The sequence below is a fragment of the Runella sp. genome, assembly GCF_027484545.1.
Taxonomy (GTDB): Bacteria; Bacteroidota; Bacteroidia; order Cytophagales; family Spirosomataceae; genus Runella.
The window spans coordinates 1-18383 of sequence record NZ_JAIXST010000341.1; the positions used below are offsets into that span (position 1 = coordinate 1).

Below are 18383 nucleotides of genomic sequence, written 5' to 3' on the forward strand. Positions count from 1 at the left end.
AAAACAGTTTCGCCTATATCAGTTGTGATTTCAATTTTTACTTTTGCCATAATTGTGATTTTGAAAACAAAAATAACAGGACAAAAGGGTTAACACACAAAATATTACAGCGGGAAATATATTGGGCTGAAAGGCATATCGAACCGCCAAAATTTGTGGATGATTGGGTTGCATTTGCAAACTGAAAGGGTCTCTACCCGGTGAAAATGCCTTGATTTGACTTTTATCCTTACTTAAAACTCCGATACGTTGGATTAATTTGCCGTTTAAGAATACTTCAGAAGCGCCGGATTGTCGGATAGTCATAATCAATGCCTCTTTTGAGGCACTTTCGGACACCAAGAGAGGTAGGCGAAGCCAAAAGATATCACCTTGCTTGGAGACTTTTGGTAGGTCAAAGATGTCTTTCATAGGGTCAATATTCTCCCACTTCGAATCATTAAATTCAGGCTTTGCCCACTCGGGATTATCGCCCGCGTGCCATTTCCAGCCTTTATTCAACAAAAGGCCGTTTGCCGGTAAGCTGTCGATATGAAATATAGTATCGGACGATACCCCACTTCTTTGAGCGAAAGAGCAGGAGGAAATAAACAGTATAAAAAGGAACAAATATCTCATAATCAACGGGCTTTTAGTTATTTTAGATGGGTAACTTCACCACAAACGTCGTCCCTCCTCCCTCCACACTTTCTACTTCAATCTCCCCTCCATGGCCTTTGGTCACAATATCATACGCCAAACTCAACCCAAGCCCTGTACCCTGACCGGTGGGTTTGGTGGTGAAAAAAGGTTGGAAGATTTTGGATTGCACTTCTTCCGGAATACCTGTACCGTTATCTCTAACGGAGATATGGATTTCGCTATCCACTTTTTTTGTGGTTACCCAAACCGTTGGTTCGTAGTTCGTGGCGGTCGGCAGGTCAGATTGCGCGGATTCTGAAATCTCCTGTTTTTTCTTGTGAACGGCATAAAACGCATTATTAATCAAATTCAACAAAACCCGTCCCAAATCCTGCGGAATTACTTCGAGTTTGGGTACGTTAGGGTCAAAATCAGTGACAATCTGGGCGTTAAATGATTTGTCTTTGGCTCGTAAGCCGTGGTAGCTCAGTCGCAGGTATTCATCGGTAAGGGAGTTGAGGTCAGCCAATTCTTTTTTGCCTGAACTGACGCGTGAGTGTTGCAGCATACCCGTCACGATGCTCGCCGCACGCTTCCCGTGGTGGTTGATTTTTTGGAGGTTTTGAATAATATCGCCCAATATTTCTTCTTCCAATTCCTCGTCGCGTTTTTCTTTGGCTTTCCCTCTTTCTTCTTTCAACTCTTCCAATCAATTCGACCGAAACCTCCGAAAAGTTGTTGACGAAATTCAGCGGATTCTGAATTTCGTGGGCGATTCCCGCCGTCAGTTCTCCCAAAGACGCTAGCTTTTCAGATTGAATCAATTGCTCCTGGGTTTCCTTTAAGTGTTCAAGAGCGTGTTGAAGTTCTTCTTTTTGTTGGGTAAGTTCGGCCGTACGTTCGGCCACCTGGTATTCCAAATCCAGCTTTTTCGCTTCCAAAATTCGGTTGTTTTCTTCTTCCTTAGCGAGTTTGAGGCGTTGTTTATTGAGTTCTTTTTGCTGATTGCGAGCCATGAGTGCCAGTACAAAACTCGCTGTTAAAGCGATTCCTTTGGATGCCTCAAAAAAGCCGTCGTGGGTATTGTGAAATTTGGGCGTCCAGAACTCAAACAGATTGTCTATTAAAAAAATGATTCCCAAAGGCACAATCATCCAGAACATCAAACGGGCGTTTGCGACTTTATCCTTCAGTAAATAGGAAGGAATGGCAACCAACAGGAGCAAAAAGAAGAAAACAGGCGGAGAAATGTAGTCAAAACTTGTGACTACCTGAACACCCAATAACCCAAAAGCAATAAATCGGGCGTATTTAATCCGATTGTCCCACTCGGGAAGGCGCTCCGCAGTTTGCAGAAATTTTTGAGTAAAAGGAAGCAAAAAAAATGCAACCAGGAAGGGTATGATAAAGCTCATAGCCGTAAAGTGATAAGGTTTTGGGAAGAATACTTTTAATCAAAGATACTTAACATTGTTTTTTGTCCAATATCCGTATTTTTGCCCAATATTGCTTACTTTCTATGTCTTTTCACCCACTTTATCGTTCGTTAGGAATCAGGGTCGAAGAAGTTCGAACTGTCGGGCTGTTTTTTTTGCATCATTTTTTTCTGGGATTCGGCATTATGTTGATTTATGTATCTTCTAATGTCATTCTTCTCGAAAATCACCCGGAAACCAGTTTGCCTTTAGCCTACATGGCTTCGGCGGCAGGAATGATGCTCGTCGGAAAGATTTACAGCTACTTTGAGCACCATCTTTTACTGGATCGTTTGGTGATACGAGTGCTTTGGACGGTTATTGCACTGACGGCGGTTATCTTGGTATTGGTCAATTTTGGACATTCCGTGGCGTCGGCAGTGGCCATCATGGTAGGATTTCGGTCCATTTACCTGCTTACTAACTTAGAGTTTTGGGGCGTATCGGCGGTGGTGTTCGATGTCCGACAAAGCAAGCGTCTTTTTGGGGTTATCAGTGCGGGCGATATGCCTGCCAAAGCCTTGGGAGGGATGTTGGCCGTACTGATTCACGGGCATACAGAATTGCTTCTTTTACTTTTTCTGGCTTTTGGGTTCTTTTGGGCGGCTATGTATACTGCCGTATTGACCTTTCGTTCCCATCATGTATCCACAGCCCACGCCCCTGCGCCGCTTCAACGCCGGCCCATGCCTCGGTTGATTACCCAATTATTTGGAGGAAGTCAATTGATTTTTGCGATGTGCCTGAGCCTCACCGCCGTAGCTATCATGGCAACGGGGGTAGAATACGCGTTTTTTATCAACGTAAAATACAAGCTTCACAGTCAGGCCGAAGTAATGACCTATCTGGGAGGTGTTTTGACGCTTACTTATTTGTTGGCGACTTTTGTCAAACTCGTCGTTTCTCGCCAAACCATTGAATATTTTGGAATCAATCGGGTATTGGCGCTGTTGCCGGTGGGCGGTTTGGGCGCGGCTCTGTTTTTAAGCGGAGTCTTCTTTTTACAATCCGACGAATCCATCCAATTGGTGGCGTATTGTTTGGTGTATTTAGGGTTTGAGGTGGTACGTCGTGCTTTGTTTGATCCTGTGTTTTTGGTGCTGTTTCAACCGCTTTCCACGCATCAACGTTTGCGGGGACATACCCTTGCCAAAGGTTTTTACGAGCCGCTTGGATTGGGTATCGGAGGCTTGATGTTGTACTTGAGCCATCATTTATGGCAGGGCGGTGAGTGGTTTTTGGTGGAAGAAATTATCGTGGGAGCCATCTTTGCCTTGTGGTTTTTGGGACGTACCTATCGTCAATATGTGCATACGCTTCAGGATGCCCTGAGTCGTCGGTTTATGGCCGTGGAAGATTTAGCAATTCCCGATGAAGCGGTTCATGCTGTGTTGAAAAACCTGCGCAGCGACAAACCCAAAGAAATCATCAATGCCATTGAATGGTTGGTTGCCAACCGACCAAGCAGCGTCTCTTCCAATCAACTCTATCGTTACATTACTGATTTGGTCGCTCACCCCGATGATCAGGTGCGGCTGAGAGCACTTGAAACGGCCGAAAAATTGGCGATTCAATTGAAACCTGCCCAATTACGAACGCTAGCTACGCAGGATTTGTACCCTCCTTTTCGCGAAACGGCCGCTTGGTTGGTGAGTCAGCAATCGGAACAGGCGGGTAAAGAACTGTTGTATAACGAAGATTTAATGGTTCGGAAAGGGGCAGTCAGAGGGTTACTGAAGACAAATTTACAGCATATTTCGGCAAAAACTTCGTTGGAAGCCATGTCCAAAAATGCGCATACCAACAGCCAATTGGCCGTGTTGGATATTATTCGTTCCCTGAAATTGGTTCAATACGCTGATTTTGTAAAAACAACGTTGGACAATCCGAACAAAGAAGTTATGTTGGCGGCGATTCAAACCGCAGGGGCTTTGCTTCACCCGACTTTGACCGAGAAACTGGTTGATTTACTGAACGATAAACCCTATTGGCGCGATGCGGCCCGGAGTTTAGCCCAAGCAGAAGCTACGGCCATTCCATTGTTACGAAAACAGATTGCGAATGGAAAATCAACCACTTTAGACCGCCGTATCATTGCGGTTAGCGGCCAAATGCAATCGGAGGAGGCGCATGAATTGTTGGTGGAATTGGTACAGCGTCCTGATGTTTCGGTACGGACGGCGGCGTTGCAGGCCCTGAAAAATTACCCTAATTCAAAACGCAATGCGGCTGTCTTCAAACGACTCCTTCAAGATGAGTTTCAGTTGGCGCAGCGATTGGTGCATGGCCATACCGAAACCATTGAGCAGGATCTGAAAAATAGCCTGAACTACGAGCAGGAGGTAGTGGTGCAACGCATTTTTGGCTTATTGATGCAACAGTATGACCAAGACATTATCCTGAGCACTCAAACGAGTGTGTTGCACAGTTCACGCGAGCGGCGAGCCAACTCTCTCGAATTGCTGGAAAATCTGGTGCCGCGTCAGGTGTACGGAGGCCTCCACGCTTTGCTTGATGATGTATCGGATGCTGACAAAATTCGCCTGATGGACCTTCAAATAGGGGCTTTAACCGTAAAGGAATCTGTCAAAGAATATATCCTTCAAAAAGGGTCACGACATTTTACCGACTGGACCATTCGCTTGGCCCTGCGAGGTATGGCACCCGAAAAATTATTTCAATATCCTGATTTACAACTCATGAGTCATTCTTCTGCCACCGCTACGGTTTCGATTACGGAACGGGTAATGGTATTGAAAAACACGGATTTATTTGCCGAAACTCCCGAAAATGTGTTGAGCAGCATTGCTCCTATCATGAAAGAAGTGAGCTATCTCGAAGGTCAAACTATATTTGAAAAGGGGGATTTGGGAACGAGTATGTTCGTGATTTACGACGGCAGAGTGGGAATCTATGATGGCGGAGTACAATTGGCAACATTTGGCCGCGGTGATGTTTTCGGTGAGTTGGCGTTACTGGATGCCGAGCCGCGTTCGGCTGCTGTAACTACCCTCAGCGATGTGCAGCTTTTCCGCATTGACCAAGGTGATTTTTATGACCTCATGGACGAGCGCGGCGAGGTATTGCGCAATATCATTCGGATTCTTTGCCAACGCATTCGTAATCAGAATACAAAACTAAGAGCGCTGTCTATGAAGTAGATAAAAAGGAAGTACTGCAAAAATTAACCCATTTCTTTTATCTTTGTTAAGGTGGTTAAACGCTAAAAAATTAAAAAAATGAGCATAACAGAAGCATTTGGAGATGTGGCAACTATGGTTGCGCAAATGAATCCAGAGAAGGTTGTTGCTTTAAAAGCATCTCGACAAATGTCGGAGGAAGTTGAAAAATTGGTTATGCTTAAAAAACAGGGAACAATCAGCGTTGACGAAGCGGCTGATTTAGAGCGTTTTTTGGCACTTGATTTATTTATCAGCCTTGCTAAAGCGCGTGCACATATCTTGCTTGTCAAATGAGGCGGGGTATCTCCGAAAAAGTACGCCGTTTAGTAGCTGAGCGAGCAAACTATCGCTGTGAATATTGCCGGATTCATGCCGATAATATGTTTCTGTCTTTTGAAATTGACCATGTTATACCCCTAAAGCACGGTGGAAACAATGCTATTGATAATTTAGCTTTTGCCTGCCCCCATTGCAATCAGCATAAAGGCTCCGATTTTGCCACTTTATTAGATAATTTTGAAGATATAGTAATATTATTTAACCCGCGAATTCATCAGTGGACAGTGCATTTCGAAGTCCGGGAAGGTGAAATACTGCCTAAAACCCGTATAGGCCAAGCCAGTGTTAAAATTTTTCGCTTCAATCAGCCTGATTTATTGATTCTTCGCCAATTGTTAATGCAGGCAGGTCGTTATCCCTAAAATACAATCACAGAAGTATCGAAAAATCTGTGATTGTAAGGGGCAGAACTGCTGAGAAATTATCTTTTAAGAACCTTAAACGCCAAATTCCATTCTCCTTGGGCCATACAAAGGTTGACCCAGATGACTGCAATCTGTTCCAATAAGGCTACTTTATCACCTGTCCCAAAATCCAAACAAGAACCAAAACCTGCGTCTTTGGCCAATTGGACGGCTACTTCTTTGGCTTTGGGGCTATCGCCTGCCATAAACATATCAATGCCTTCGCTCCCATACACCGGATTTTGAAGATTTACAAAACCCGTTGATTTAAAGCATTTTACAACGTCGGCGTTGGTTTTGTCAGTGAGGGCCTGATATACCGATTCGTACGGAGCCGGTTTTCCCCTCATAGTGTTAGTGGCATCGATGATGACTTTGCCGGTAACGTCGCCCAGTTGCGAAATAATGTCAAAAACAGCATTGGATGGTGTTGAAATCAGGACCACATCCGATTCATCCGATTGGCTTACCGCGTCTGTAATAGAAGCGGAAATGATTTCAGGCGCTGTTTTCAGTAATTGTTGAACTTTGGGACTTTGGCTATCTCGTACGCCAATTACGATGGTATGTCCTGCTTTCTGCCATTGGGTAGGGTAGCCAAAGCTCCACCTACATCTCCTGCTCCGATGATTGCGATTTTCATTCGTGTATTAGTTAGTTACGGGGTTGTTTGTAAAATCTGTAAGGCAAATACTGACTACTGGGTGCATGTTTGTTCATTATCATCAGAACAAGAAGCCTTTTACGGGTTCTAATTTTTCTGGCAAATCTGTCTCACCCAATTGTTCTTTTAAGTCACGTTCAATGGTGTTACAAAGAGCTGTCATGGGAATATCCTGTAACTTGTTTTCGAAGGGGTCTTCGTTAATTTCACCCACCCGATTCATGATTGAAAACACAAAGCAAATGATAAAACTAACAGGAACTACTAAGTAATCAATATTCATTTTGTTAAAATCACTTATCAAACTAAAAGGTAAAATAAAAATAAATGTAAACAAAAACAGTCGAGTAAAATAGTGATAGTTGCGTGGCAGAGGCGTATTTTTTATTCGTTCACAAGCCCCTTGCCAGTTATTAAAGGTGGCCAGATTGGGCTCCATCGTGAGGTTGTCGTTTACTTCCAGTATCTGATTTCTCATGGCTTCTTTGATACGAACGCCTTGCCTATGAAGTAACATATTAGGCTTGTTTTGTGCCTTCTGTAGGGCGTTGTACTCTTCCTCACTAAGTAAGTGCTGTAACTCTTCCCAGTTGTTTTGCCTTCTTAAATGCAATCGTAATGCGTGCGCAAAGGCAATTTGGCGATACACCATTTCCTTTTTATAGGCTTCTACCACTTCGCTGCCTGCCTTTCCAGTGCCCAATGCATTATCGGCATTGACGATGATTTGTCGAGCAAAAATTCGACTGTTGTTAATAATGCCACCCCAAATCGTACGCGCTTCCCACCAACGTCCATAAGCGGTTTGGTTACGGAAGGCAATAAAAATAGCCAATGCCGATCCCAAAATACCGGCTATGTTATAGGGCAGTGCAATTTCTATGGCATCGAATTTGTGTAAGAGCCAAGTAATGGTGGCTACTGTTAAAGTAATACCTGTTTCATGGCGAATGTTCCAGAATACAATTCTCAGGTCGAAATTTTTTCTTAGTACCATGCGAGTTTAGGGTGTGTTTTTATAAAAGGAGAGGGTCAGAACTTCAATAGGGTGTTTTCGTCATTAACCGAAAAATTTTAAGTACTGTTCAAAAATTAGAAAAATCTTAAAGGGTAATTGATGGGTTGGAACGGAGTGGGATATAATAATTATGTTTTTTTAATTTCTTATCGCATTTTCAGTTATTTACCTGCGCTCGAAACGTAAATTTTCTGCTACATTTATATTCACAAAACTTAATACATGACATAAGTGGGTGTATCAAAGCTCAAGAGCTTATTTTTGGGCTTCCGAGTTCCCAAAAAGATACACCCGATGCAAGAATCGGACCGCCGAAGCGGTTGAAATGGAGTTAAAAAAGCAAATAGAGAGCCATTTTCAGTGTGATAAGCGTCACCTAAAGTTGATTAGCAGACTAATTATAGCATTATTGAAGCTATCCGATAGCAAACCGCACGGGCGGCCCCGTCAGTAATTGGAGTAAAGGCATGAGCGGAGAAGCTCAACTTTCCTCAAAATATCGTTGCTTACAGCGATTTTTAAGTGTATTTCGATTTAGTGGACAAATTTATTTTGAAGTAGTATGGGGCTTATGCGGTTGTGAATCAGAGGTGTATTTGAGTTTAGACCGTACCGAGTGGACCGCCGAAGCGGTGGAAAATGCGTGGGGTGTGGGTACAGGTTTTGATGTTAAGCATTCTGTATGATGGGGTTAGTATTCCCTTATTGTGGCAATGTAGCACTCGTCATGGACATAGCAGTCACATTACCAAGAAAGCCTTGTTTCATTGCTTTCAAAGGTGGATTAGTTTCAAAACAGGCCAACAGGTGTGGCTTTGCGCTGATAGGGAATTCGTCGGACCGCCGATGCGGTAGTAAAGACTTTTTCGAGGATTGTAAAAAAGCAGGTGTCAATGCTTGTGTTCGCTTGAAAAAAAACACCTTAGTCAGAGGGGGTAAAGAGGGCAAAAAAGTACATACACTTTTCGATCGCAGCGGCGAACCGTAATAATTTGAGAACATCCTATTTGAAGCCCTTGAAAGTGATTCGGACCGCCGATGCGGGCATTATCGCTTTATTTGTCTGGACACAAGCTCAAAAAAAAGCAAGCTAACGACAAGGAGGAGTACTTTATTCTTGCCTCTGAAAGTTATCGAAAAGATTTGGCAAGTGTGTATCGTAAGAGGTGGCCTATAGAGAGCTTGTTTGCTATGCTAAAATCCAGAGGGTTTAATATCGAAAACTGTCCTGTCAATCACTCGAAAAGAATCAAAACATTACTCTATGTCTTAGCAATGGCACTTATTTAGGCTGTCAAAACAGGGCAATGGCTTATTAAAAACGATAAACTCATCCCCCTTAAAACATGTAAAAATAAGACCCGGCAAAAACTTAAAAGTGTTTTTCGATGGGGGGTAGACCATATTCAAAATAGCCTCCTCAATAGCCTTGACTTTCAGCCTATTGTAAACTTATGTCATGTATAAAAATCCACAAAAATACATTTTCACGGCACAGTTCATAAGAAAAGACCAAAAAAATGATTGTTAATCATAATTTTCATATCTCACAGCTGGGGAGAGACCGGAAGGTAAGGGTCTATTTGCCACCGAGCTATCACCGCAAAGAGCGAAAATACCCCGTTATTTATATGCACGATGGGCAAAATCTGTTTGATACTCAGTCTGCGTACGGACGGCCTTGGTACGTGGATAAGATTATTGATAAAATGCCCGCTAAGCGTCAGGTAGTTGTGGTTGGGATTGATAATGGCGAAATGGAGCGACTGAAAGAGTATTCGGCTTTTTCGCGCAAAAACCACGTAGCTGAAGGAAGCGCTTATTTGAAGTTTATTACGGAAAATTTAAAACCTTTTATTGACCAAAACTACCGAACTCACACTACCCCGGAGCACACTTGGATGGTGGGCAGTTCGATGGGGGGATTGATAACTCATTATGCAGGAATGAATTACCCCGATGTTTTTGGAAAAGTGGGTATTTTTTCGCCTTCCATCTGGTTCAATCCTGAGATAACCTACTACGAGCCGCCTAAGCCGTTAACGAATAACTCCTTTTATGTAGTAGGCAGCCGAACCGAAAGCCGAGCCATGGAAGGAGATTTGAAAAATGTATATTGGTCGTTTAAAAAATCGGCGGTACCGGATACCAATCTTAGGGTGATTGTGCGCGACAAAGGCCGACATAATGAGGCTTTTTGGGCACGTGAGTTTAAGAAATTGATGTTGGAGTGGACTAAATAGGTATTCCTAAAAATGCAAAGGAGTTGCCAGTATGAGCGACCCCTTTGCATTTTTAGGCGTTACGAGTTCTCAGCCAATTGTTTTACCACTTCCAATGCTTTGGGAAACATTGATTCAAAATACGCTTTGTGTTCCTCCATGCCAAACAACTCCACTTCCAGTTCTGTTACCCCGTCGTTTTCGTTCAGGAAGTAGCTTTCGGTAGCGCCTTCCCATTGAATTGATTGTTCGTCGGAAGGTTTTTGAACCCTTTTGGACATTTCGCCCAAATGCTTGAAGACCATTTTATTGTTTTCCTCAAGCGTTTCAATCTTGCTGAACAAGCCATCACCTTTTCCATCTAAAAACAGAATTTGGCTGCCTTCTTTCCAGTCGGATTCGGCGTGGGAGCCTTCCGTAAATACGGCGGTCCATTGGGGATAGGTGGCGTCATTCCAAAGTACGTCCCATACTTTTTCTTTGGGGGCATTGATGTCGATGCTGAAATCTAATTTTTCCATGGTTTGCAGTTTTAAAAGGTTTTCATTTGCTGTCTCTTGACATTACAAATTTACCACTGCTTACGCTCTTTTCAGTTGTGTAAAAACGACAAAGTAACGGGGTGTTTACGACATGTTTTTTGATGAAGAATAGTACTTTGCTTTTTCACCCGTGCACTCCTAACCCAGCAACCCCAGCAAATCATCTTTGGAAAAAGAGGTTAGGATCGATTCGTCTGATTTCAGGAGGTCTCCTATCAATTTGGTTTTGGATTGCTGCAATTTTACTACTTTTTCTTCGATGGTATTGGGGCAAATCAACCGTACGGCCACCACATTTTTGATTTGCCCAATGCGGTGACTGCGGTCAATGGCCTGATTCTCAACGGCAGGGTTCCACCAAGGGTCAACCAGATAGACATAATCGGCTTCGGTCAAATTTAATCCTATTCCGCCTGCTTTCAAACTGATGAGAAACACGCGTACGCTGTCGTTGTTTTGAAACTCATTGACTTTGGACGCTCGGTTTTTGGTTTGGCCCGTTAGGTATTCAAAAGCGATATTCTTGGTTTCCAATTCTTTCTTGATGACGTCGAGCATCCCCACAAACTGAGAAAAGACCAGAATTTTGTGTTGGGCCGATTTGTTTTCGATGTGCTCCATCAACACCTCCACTTTTGACGAAAAATCCCCCTGATAGGCTTCTTCTTTCAGGAGTGCCGGCGAGTTGCATATCTGTCGTAATTTGGTAAGTCCCGTCAGGACGTGTATGCCGCTGCGTTTAATTTCATCTTCGGATTTTCCGTTGATAAAATCGCGCAATTCTTTCTCGTAGATGTCGTATATTTTTCGCTGCTCGTCGCCCATTTCGCAGTAAATCACCATTTCAGTTTTGTCAGGCAGCTCTTTGGCGACTTGTTTTTTTGTTCTTCTCAGGATAAAAGGCTGAATCTTTTTTTGCAGCTGAGCGGTTCTTTTACTGTCTTCAAATTTGTCGATGGGGGAGGAGTAAATGGCTTTGAAAAACTGCCGGCTGCCCAACAATCCTGGGCAGGCAAAGGAGAGTTGCCCGTAAATATCGAAGGTGTTGTTTTCAATCGGTGTACCCGTCAACACCACTTTGTTTCTGGATTGTAGAAGCCGAGCAGCTTTATAACGCTGTGATTCAGGGTTTTTGATGGCCTGCGATTCGTCCAGAAAAACGTAATTGAACCGGAAAGTTTTCAGGAAATAAATATCGGAAAGCAGCGTACCGTAAGTCGTCAAAATCACTTCATGCGACTCAAAGTCTCGGATGGTTTTCAAGCGGGTTTGACCATAATGCGTGAACAATTGGATGGACGGGGCAAATTTTGCCAATTCATCCTGCCAATTGAAAAGAAGTGAAGTGGGCACCACCACCAAATTCGTGGTATTGGGGTGTTTGGCTCGTTGCGAAAGGATAAAGGCAATGATTTGAATGGTTTTTCCCAAGCCCATGTCATCGGCAAGACAGGCCCCAAAATTATGCTCGTCCAGAAAATTCAGCCAGTTGAGTCCCTGTTTTTGATAATCGCGTAAGGTGCCGTTCAACTCCTTCGGAACGGGTACTTTTTTGAGTTTTCCGACGGATGCAAATTGGGTAGAATAGAAAGCGATTTCTTCCTTTACTTCCTGACTGAGAGCTTCTTGGTTAAAGAGTGTGTCAATGTCGGTAAAGTTGGTTTTAGGGATTTTTAGTACTTCTTCGGCTACTTCCCCTGCCTGAAAAAAGGCCGCGATTTTCTTCATCCATTCGTCGGGCAAAATGCCCATTGTGCCATCGCCCAACTGTACGTATTTGCTTTTATTCTTAATGGACTTGTGCAATTGTTTCAGCGAGGCTTTTTGTTTGCCGTATTTGATTTCCACCGACGTATCAAACCAGTCCATTCCGCTCCTGACACTGATAGAAACGCGTGCTTTGTGGGCGTTCAATCGGTTGTTGGTCAGTTCGTTGAAGCCCAAAATGGCAATTCCCTCTTTTTGCCACGCCTCAAACGCTCCCAAAAACCAACCTTCGTCCAGAAACCGATCTTTGTGCAGGTAAAAATAGTCCATTTCGTAGAGTTGTTCCTCAAAATCGGGATGCTGTTGGATGACAAGCGAAGTGAAACGAATTTCCATTTCTTCGTCGCGCTCAACCTGAAATACGTTGCCGTTTTGGTCGGTATCAAACAGTTGTTTTTTGGAATAAACGGGCACTTCAATGGCGCCGTATTTCACGACGGGCGTGAGAATGACATAGTTGTTACGTTCGGACAGATAGATGATTTTCTCAATCGTTCGGTCTATCTCATACTGAATCTGTTGCGTCTTGTTGGCCGGTCGCAGGTAGGCGTAACGAATACTGATTTGGTGCTCCAATTCTGCCAAAATCGTCTCCCGAAACTCGTCGTATTTGGACGCATGAATCAATAGAATCGGATTGCTCTTTTTGAAAAATTGAATGACGCGAAGTAGGTTCGGATTGGTGACCAAATACAGCGTAGTACCGAGGTGAATAAAGTAATCGTACTTGATATTCAGGGTTTTTAACGGATGAGCTTTGTCGTTCAGCATCAATTCGCCCGTGATTTCGTAAAACTGTTTTCGTTGGTCAACAGTAAGGGTAATTTCGATGGCGTTTTTTCGCAATTGAACCGGCACAATGGAGTTAGCAGTGACATTGTCCGACACGCTGCCGTCGTGATAATACACGTCCAAATTCAACGGATTTTTAACAATCACTTTTAAGGCTTCGAGAACTGATGCCGTTTTATCGGTCGTAAAATGTTGCTGAAATTTGGAGATAGCTGTATAGAATTTTGCCTCTTCCAAATGTTCCGTTTTCCAAATTAAATTCAACGGGTCTACGGGGGTGACGGGGTTTTTAAGCTTCCCGTCCCGGCTCACCTGTCCCTCAAAAAGCTCCGCCCCAAACCGTTCGTAGTATTTATGTTTTCTGAAGACAACAGCCATTTTGGTGTTCGATAATTCATTGGCCCTTCCCGCCAATAAAGCCTGTTTTTGGGGCAATAAATGTTCCCGAAAATAGTCATTGGTGGCTTTATTCAGGGGAAATAAGTCTTTGAGCTTGGGCTTTATTTCGACTGATTTTTGGAGGTATTCTACGTAAAAGAAATCATCCAAGTTGGTTTCATCTTCCAAACCGTAATCTTTCACCACCTGTCGCATTTTGGCTTGTCGCAACGCAGCATCAAAGAAAATACGCAGATAAGGGCGGTCGATGATGTTATACAAAACCTGCACCTGATGCTCACACATTTTCTTTTTCGGGGCTTTGCAGGGGCAGGAAAGAATGACGGAATTTTCGATTTGAGAAACGGATACGGTAGGAAAAGCAATTGTTGAGGAAGCATGAGCAAACAGCCCGACGTTGATATCAATGGAGGTGGGCTGAATATCAAAAAAGCCCCTTGTTCCGGTATCAATAAAGTCGGAACTGTGTTTAAGCAAATCAGAATAGGTCAGGACTGCAATGGATGTATTCTCAAGAATGTACTCGTTGGGATGCTCTCTCATGAATGATGTATGAGTCACAGTGAGTTAGAAAACATGATTGTTTTTCTATTTACCTCTATTCAATCGTCTTTGAGAAAGTTTTTTCCAAATGTTATGGGCAAGCTCAATTTCTCTGAGTGTCAAGCCATAATGGTCTTCCAAAATTATTTTGTTTGTAATTTTTAGAACTTCCTCAATATCAGTTTTATCACGAATTAATGCATCAATTTGTAAAAGTAAAGCAGCATTATCTGTGTTATAGGGTAATAAAATTTTTTCTGTTTCATTGGGCATTAACTCTAAAAGTAAATCGCCTATTAATTTAGTATATTTTTGTAAAATCTATGCCATATTTTTATAATTAATGTCAATTACAGAAAGCATTTTTAAGAGGTCATCTTCTGAAGTAATAAAAACCTCATAACGTTCACCACCAATACTTCCTTTTCTCTTTTTTCCAGGTCGTACGCGATCATCAACTATATCCCCTAATTCAACTATCGCATGAATATTTGTATTAATAACTAAAAAACATTTTCTTCCAGTTTTACCTGCATATCCAATAATGGAAAACGTTTCTTTATTAAATATTACCTTAATTTTCGAAGATTGAACTTCCAATCCTACATCGCTAATTTTTTTCAAAGATTCATAAAAAATCCTAAATAAACTTTGTGCCTCTTCTTTGCCAAATAAAAAAGAATCAACATCAGCCAATTCAGGTTTATTGTCAATAATTGACTTGATTCTTCTAATTTTTTCTGCATTTTCTTTCTCAATCAAGTCATCGGGGTCATTGTTTAGGTAGTCGATTAATAAAAGTTAATTTTCAAACCATAAATATTTAATAAGTGTAATTTCATTTTTACTTTTCTTTGCTTTTTCAATATCGTTGATTGAAAAAGATTGAGCAATCATTACAACTTCTATACTATCTTCTAAAACAATCTCATACTTTGGCATCACAGCTCCGTATTTCTGAGTAGCAAGCAGGTATATTCTTGCAAAGTTATCTTCAATGAAATCTTTGTAATCACTTACTTGATTTCGAATATTTTTATCAAAATCTTTCTTTAGTTCAAAAATTACGAACTTGTTTGATTTCGGATTAAAAGCAAGAATATCTACTCTTCCCGAACTGCCCTTACCTCTGACGTTACCATCAAGGGTAAACTCACTTTTTATAAAAGTATATTGAGAAAAAAAAATTCCCCAATTCTCACATAGAAATTTATTCAGTTCGGCTTCTGATTTATGAACTGTTTTGAGAAATTTCTTATTGTCTGTCGAATAAAGTTTAAGCATATTATTTAGCTATATATCCAAGTACTCTTAGAAGGAACTTTTGCTCTTTGACCATTTTAATAAGGTCTTCAAAACCTTTTACAGCTGTTTGACTGGTGAATGCTGTAATACCCGTAAATGTGTGAAAATCTTTGTCTGTAAAAAATTTAAGAAGAAAATTGCCTACTGAAAGTTCGGATATTGGTTCGTACCCTTGTCCTAAAAATTGAATTTCCATGCTAAAAAGCGTATCATTTCAGCAAATGTAATAAAAAACCATCGAGGAAGCATGAGCAAACAACCCGACATTGATATCAATGGAGGGGCAGAATATCAAAAAAAAGGTGTCGTTGGTAAAACACCAACGACAAGAAAAAAGGTACCAGATATGGCAAACTATCTAAAATCGGAGAGCAATTAAAAAAATCAACGAGTATCAATGGCTTTTTTTACCCATTGCACCTTTCCATTTAGGATTCCTCGGCGAGCTGTTTTACCATTTTTAAAGCCTTAGGAAAAACGGTATGAAAATAGTCTTTGTATTCATCCGTGGCGCTTACCTCCACTTTCAGTTCCGTTACCCCATTGTTTTCATTCAGTGTAAAACTTTCAGTGGTTCCTTTCCATTGTTCAATCTCCTGATTAGCAGTATATTCAACTCCTGAGACGGCTTCGCCCAAATATTTGAAGGTCATCTGGCTGTTTTCAATGCGGGTACCCACTTTACTCATTAGGTCGTGATTGTCAGCGTCAAGAAACAATAATTTACTGCCTTCTTTCAGGTCCGGAACGCCATCGGCACCTTCGTTAAATACACTCGACCATTGAGAATACATAGCTTCTTCCCACAGCACATCCCATACTTTTTGTTTGGGAGCGTTGATGTTGATATTGAATTTATAGGTTTCCATTGTTTTTGTAAGATTTAAACGGCTTTTACTGGTTCTGTGGTGGTTACAGACCCCTGCGTTTATCTCTAAACAATAATGCCGGTCAATGGGTAATTGGGCGATCTTGGTAAAAAAAGATGTTTTTTAGCGAAATAGTACTTAAAATCAATGGATTACATCTTGCCAATTCCTTTCAAAATCGCTATTTCTACCGGAGTATAATGTCCATCAGGGCGTTGAAGATTGAACTCTTTGGCGGGTAAAAGCGGTGGTTGGGCCATAAACTTTGGATACGTACCGTGATGCGCTTGAGCTACATAAACAAGAAAAGGGTGGCACAAATAAACAGTACTGGCGCTTCCCGTAGCTAACATTTCGGGACAGGCAACAGTCGTATCCAATTGCTGAGCAAGTTGCTATAAATCATTTAAGTGTTTTGGAGCTGAAAAGGGCAAGCGCATAATTTAACTGAATCAAAATAATGACAATTATGCTTAAATAAGTATTCACAAAACAAAGGGCTGCTCCACAAGTGTATAGGGTTTGGGCTGAGTTTTGCGCGTTGTTCCGATGGTTTCTTTTTCCGCTGCTCCACAAGTGTATAGGGTTTGGGCCGTGAAAATTCGGTGTACTACTGCTTTGTGGATGGTTTCACCGTTGTTTTCTCGAAAAGTGAGGCAGTGATGCTTATAAGCATATTGCCAATGAATCAGCAACAAACAGCCAAGGGCTAAAATATTGAGCCAATAGATTCCTATAGATACTTTGTTGGTAATATGGCTGCGCAAAATTCCCGTAGTAAAGGGTAATATGGCTACAAATAATAAAAAGAAAAGTGAAATCCAATTGAGATTTCGGTCGTACTTTTCGATATAGGCAAATTGGGTTGATTGCCCTGTCCAAAAGATTCCCAACGTCATAAAACTCAGAAAATAAGTGAGCAATTCTGGAAGGGTATCATAAAGGGCATGAAGAAGTTGCGTGTCAGATTGTACTAACCCACCCACGGGATCTTTTAGGTTGAAAACCAACAAAGTCATGGCGATCGAAAAAACACCGTCGCTCAGTGCTTCAATTCGCTGTACTCTTTGGCCTGCAATTTTATTATAACGTGACATAGAGAGTTTTACTATTCCAATACCTCGTAGACCATCAGAGGAAGCGCCTTGTTTTTTAAATTTACCTCGCCGATAGGTTGGCAATTAAACGATTCTTTGACTTTTAGATAGGCTTCATGTCCAATCACAATCTGGTTCGGCTTGGCTACCGATTGAAACCGTTGTGCTACGTTGACCGTATCGCCAATAACTGTATAATCCAAACGCCTTAGTGAGACTGAGCCGATATTGCCCGAAATCATCTCGCCCGAATTGATGCCAATTGCCACGCGCGGCATGTAAGTCGTATGATTGAGCAGATTTTCTTCGATGGACTGAATGTGGCTTCTGACCGCCAAAGCGGCTTCAATGGCGTGGTCCAAGTGATATTCTCCCCGAAAAACAGCCATGACGGCGTCGCCCATGAATTTATCCACGTGGCCATTTTGGGCAATGATTTCTTTGACCATCACGTCAAAGTATTTATTGATCAGTTGTACGACGGTATCGGCATCCACGTTTTCGGTAATCGCCGTAAAACCGCAAATATCCATGAAAACAACGGTTGCTTCCACCACTTCATTGGCCATCAGTGAAGATTCAAATTCCCGACGGTTCATGAAACTGAGCACGTTTTCATCCACGTACATCCGCAGAATGTTGTTCTCTTTGATGGCTTGCAGCGTATCGCGCAGTTGTTGAACGTGTTGGATTGTTTTTTCTACCGTCACTTCCAAATCTTCAAAATTGACGGGTTTACAAACAAAATCAAACGCGCCGCGATTCATGGCTATCCGGATATTGTCCATATCACCGTAAGCCGATACCATCACTACTTTGATAATTGGACTTAATTCGCTGATTTTACTCAAAAGAGTAAGCCCGTCCATAATGGGCATATTAATGTCGCTCAGGACCAAGTCAATATTGGACTCCTGTTGCAACACCTGAATGGCTTCTGCGCCGTTGTGTGCAAAGTAAAACTCATACGAGCCCTCGCGGATTTTACGTCGAAATTTTTGTTTAATCAACAATTCCAAATCGCTTTTAGGGCAATTGCATGAAGTGGTAAGTTAGCCCGACCTTTGGGAAATGAATGTAGCTGAATTTTTCTTTGAGTTGGACGACCCTCGCCGGGACGGAAGCTGTTATCACGTCCTATCGG

General features: G+C 42.1%; 23 protein-coding genes. 8 read left to right on the forward strand and 15 right to left on the reverse strand.

The window, feature by feature from the left end; all coding sequences use genetic code 11:
- Positions 1-30: 30 nt before the first annotated feature.
- The 3 genes from Q0081_RS30400 to Q0081_RS31755 are packed head-to-tail and all read right to left on the reverse strand — an operon-like array spanning position 31 to position 2036.
- The gene (locus tag Q0081_RS30400) at positions 31-618 is read right to left on the reverse strand and encodes a hypothetical protein (RefSeq protein ID WP_298362537.1); all 588 of its coding nucleotides are present in this window, start codon (positions 616-618) and stop codon (positions 31-33) included.
- Positions 619-640: 22 nt separating this feature from the next.
- Positions 641-1189, reverse strand: a complete 549-nt coding sequence (locus Q0081_RS31750; RefSeq protein WP_310586550.1) for an ATP-binding protein — start codon at positions 1187-1189, stop codon at positions 641-643.
- Positions 1143-2036 (reverse strand): hypothetical protein, encoded by an 894-nt coding sequence (locus Q0081_RS31755; RefSeq protein ID WP_310586551.1) that lies wholly within the window; start codon positions 2034-2036, stop codon positions 1143-1145. Before Q0081_RS31755 ends, Q0081_RS31750 begins: the two co-directional genes overlap by 47 nt.
- Before the next feature lie 104 nt (positions 2037-2140).
- On the opposite strand from Q0081_RS31755, the gene Q0081_RS30410 reads away from it, so the two are divergent.
- The 3 genes from Q0081_RS30410 (at position 2141) to Q0081_RS30420 (ending at position 5979) form a co-directional block, all read left to right on the forward strand.
- Positions 2141-5257, forward strand: coding sequence for a cyclic nucleotide-binding domain-containing protein (locus Q0081_RS30410; RefSeq protein ID WP_298362541.1), 3117 nt, complete (start codon positions 2141-2143; stop codon positions 5255-5257).
- Positions 5258-5335: 78 nt separating this feature from the next.
- A complete protein-coding gene (locus Q0081_RS30415; RefSeq protein WP_298362544.1) occupies positions 5336-5572 on the forward strand; it encodes a hypothetical protein in 237 nt (78 codons plus the stop codon).
- Positions 5569-5979, forward strand: a complete 411-nt coding sequence (locus Q0081_RS30420) for an HNH endonuclease (RefSeq protein WP_298362547.1) — start codon at positions 5569-5571, stop codon at positions 5977-5979. Before Q0081_RS30415 ends, Q0081_RS30420 begins: the two co-directional genes overlap by 4 nt.
- Positions 5980-6038: 59 nt before the next feature.
- On the opposite strand, the gene Q0081_RS30425 is transcribed toward Q0081_RS30420, so the two are convergent.
- Positions 6039-6584: an NAD(P)-binding domain-containing protein gene (locus Q0081_RS30425; RefSeq protein WP_310586552.1), complete on the reverse strand. Its 546-nt coding sequence runs from the start codon at positions 6582-6584 to the stop codon at positions 6039-6041.
- 162 nt (positions 6585-6746) lie between these two features.
- Positions 6747-7682 carry a bestrophin family protein gene (locus Q0081_RS30430; RefSeq protein WP_298362551.1) on the reverse strand — a complete coding sequence of 312 codons (936 nt, stop codon included), beginning with the start codon at positions 7680-7682 and terminating at the stop codon, positions 6747-6749.
- 488 nt (positions 7683-8170) lie between these two features.
- Between Q0081_RS30430 and Q0081_RS30435 the strand changes: the two genes are divergently transcribed.
- From Q0081_RS30435 to Q0081_RS30445, 4 genes are all read left to right on the forward strand, one after another.
- Entirely contained in the window at positions 8171-8389 is a 219-nt protein-coding gene (locus tag Q0081_RS30435; RefSeq protein WP_298362554.1) for a hypothetical protein, read from the forward strand.
- A complete protein-coding gene (locus Q0081_RS30440; RefSeq protein ID WP_298362557.1) occupies positions 8386-8691 on the forward strand; it encodes a hypothetical protein in 306 nt (101 codons plus the stop codon). Before Q0081_RS30435 ends, Q0081_RS30440 begins: the two co-directional genes overlap by 4 nt.
- Before the next feature lie 50 nt (positions 8692-8741).
- A complete protein-coding gene (locus Q0081_RS32045; protein ID WP_409034110.1) occupies positions 8742-8993 on the forward strand; it encodes a transposase in 252 nt (83 codons plus the stop codon).
- Between the two features lie 230 nt (positions 8994-9223).
- Complete coding sequence (locus tag Q0081_RS30445) at positions 9224-9946, forward strand: alpha/beta hydrolase (RefSeq protein WP_298362560.1); 723 nt, start codon at positions 9224-9226, stop codon at positions 9944-9946.
- 59 nt (positions 9947-10005) lie between these two features.
- Here the strand turns inward: Q0081_RS30445 and Q0081_RS30450 are convergent, their stop codons facing one another.
- The 6 genes from Q0081_RS30450 to Q0081_RS30475 form a co-directional block, all read right to left on the reverse strand.
- Positions 10006-10446 carry an SRPBCC domain-containing protein gene (locus tag Q0081_RS30450; protein WP_298362563.1) on the reverse strand — a complete coding sequence of 147 codons (441 nt, stop codon included), beginning with the start codon at positions 10444-10446 and terminating at the stop codon, positions 10006-10008.
- 159 nt (positions 10447-10605) lie between these two features.
- Entirely contained in the window at positions 10606-13968 is a 3363-nt protein-coding gene (locus tag Q0081_RS30455) for a DEAD/DEAH box helicase (protein ID WP_298362566.1), read from the reverse strand.
- 45 nt (positions 13969-14013) lie between these two features.
- Positions 14014-14241: a hypothetical protein gene (locus Q0081_RS30460; RefSeq protein ID WP_298362569.1), complete on the reverse strand. Its 228-nt coding sequence runs from the start codon at positions 14239-14241 to the stop codon at positions 14014-14016.
- Positions 14242-14289: 48 nt separating this feature from the next.
- Positions 14290-14730: a hypothetical protein gene (locus tag Q0081_RS30465; RefSeq protein ID WP_298362572.1), complete on the reverse strand. Its 441-nt coding sequence runs from the start codon at positions 14728-14730 to the stop codon at positions 14290-14292.
- Between the two features lie 39 nt (positions 14731-14769).
- Positions 14770-15252 (reverse strand): hypothetical protein, encoded by a 483-nt coding sequence (locus Q0081_RS30470; protein WP_298362575.1) that lies wholly within the window; start codon positions 15250-15252, stop codon positions 14770-14772.
- A 1-nt stretch (position 15253) separates the two neighbouring features.
- A complete protein-coding gene (locus Q0081_RS30475) occupies positions 15254-15469 on the reverse strand; it encodes a hypothetical protein (RefSeq protein WP_298362577.1) in 216 nt (71 codons plus the stop codon).
- Between the two features lie 51 nt (positions 15470-15520).
- Between Q0081_RS30475 and Q0081_RS30480 the strand changes: the two genes are divergently transcribed.
- A complete protein-coding gene (locus tag Q0081_RS30480) occupies positions 15521-15652 on the forward strand; it encodes a hypothetical protein (RefSeq protein ID WP_298362579.1) in 132 nt (43 codons plus the stop codon).
- Positions 15653-15701: 49 nt separating this feature from the next.
- Here the strand turns inward: Q0081_RS30480 and Q0081_RS30485 are convergent, their stop codons facing one another.
- The 4 genes from Q0081_RS30485 to Q0081_RS30500 all read right to left on the reverse strand — a co-directional run bounded on the left by Q0081_RS30485 (position 15702) and on the right by Q0081_RS30500 (position 18249).
- Positions 15702-16142, reverse strand: a complete 441-nt coding sequence (locus Q0081_RS30485; RefSeq protein ID WP_298362582.1) for a hypothetical protein — start codon at positions 16140-16142, stop codon at positions 15702-15704.
- A gap of 152 nt (positions 16143-16294) precedes the next feature.
- Positions 16295-16522: a hypothetical protein gene (locus tag Q0081_RS30490; protein WP_298362585.1), complete on the reverse strand. Its 228-nt coding sequence runs from the start codon at positions 16520-16522 to the stop codon at positions 16295-16297.
- 105 nt (positions 16523-16627) lie between these two features.
- On the reverse strand, positions 16628-17239 hold the full coding sequence (locus Q0081_RS30495; RefSeq protein ID WP_298362588.1) for a TMEM175 family protein: 612 nt from the start codon (positions 17237-17239) through the stop codon (positions 16628-16630).
- 11 nt (positions 17240-17250) lie between these two features.
- Positions 17251-18249: an adenylate/guanylate cyclase domain-containing protein gene (locus Q0081_RS30500; protein WP_298362591.1), complete on the reverse strand. Its 999-nt coding sequence runs from the start codon at positions 18247-18249 to the stop codon at positions 17251-17253.
- Positions 18250-18383: the final 134 nt, after the last annotated feature.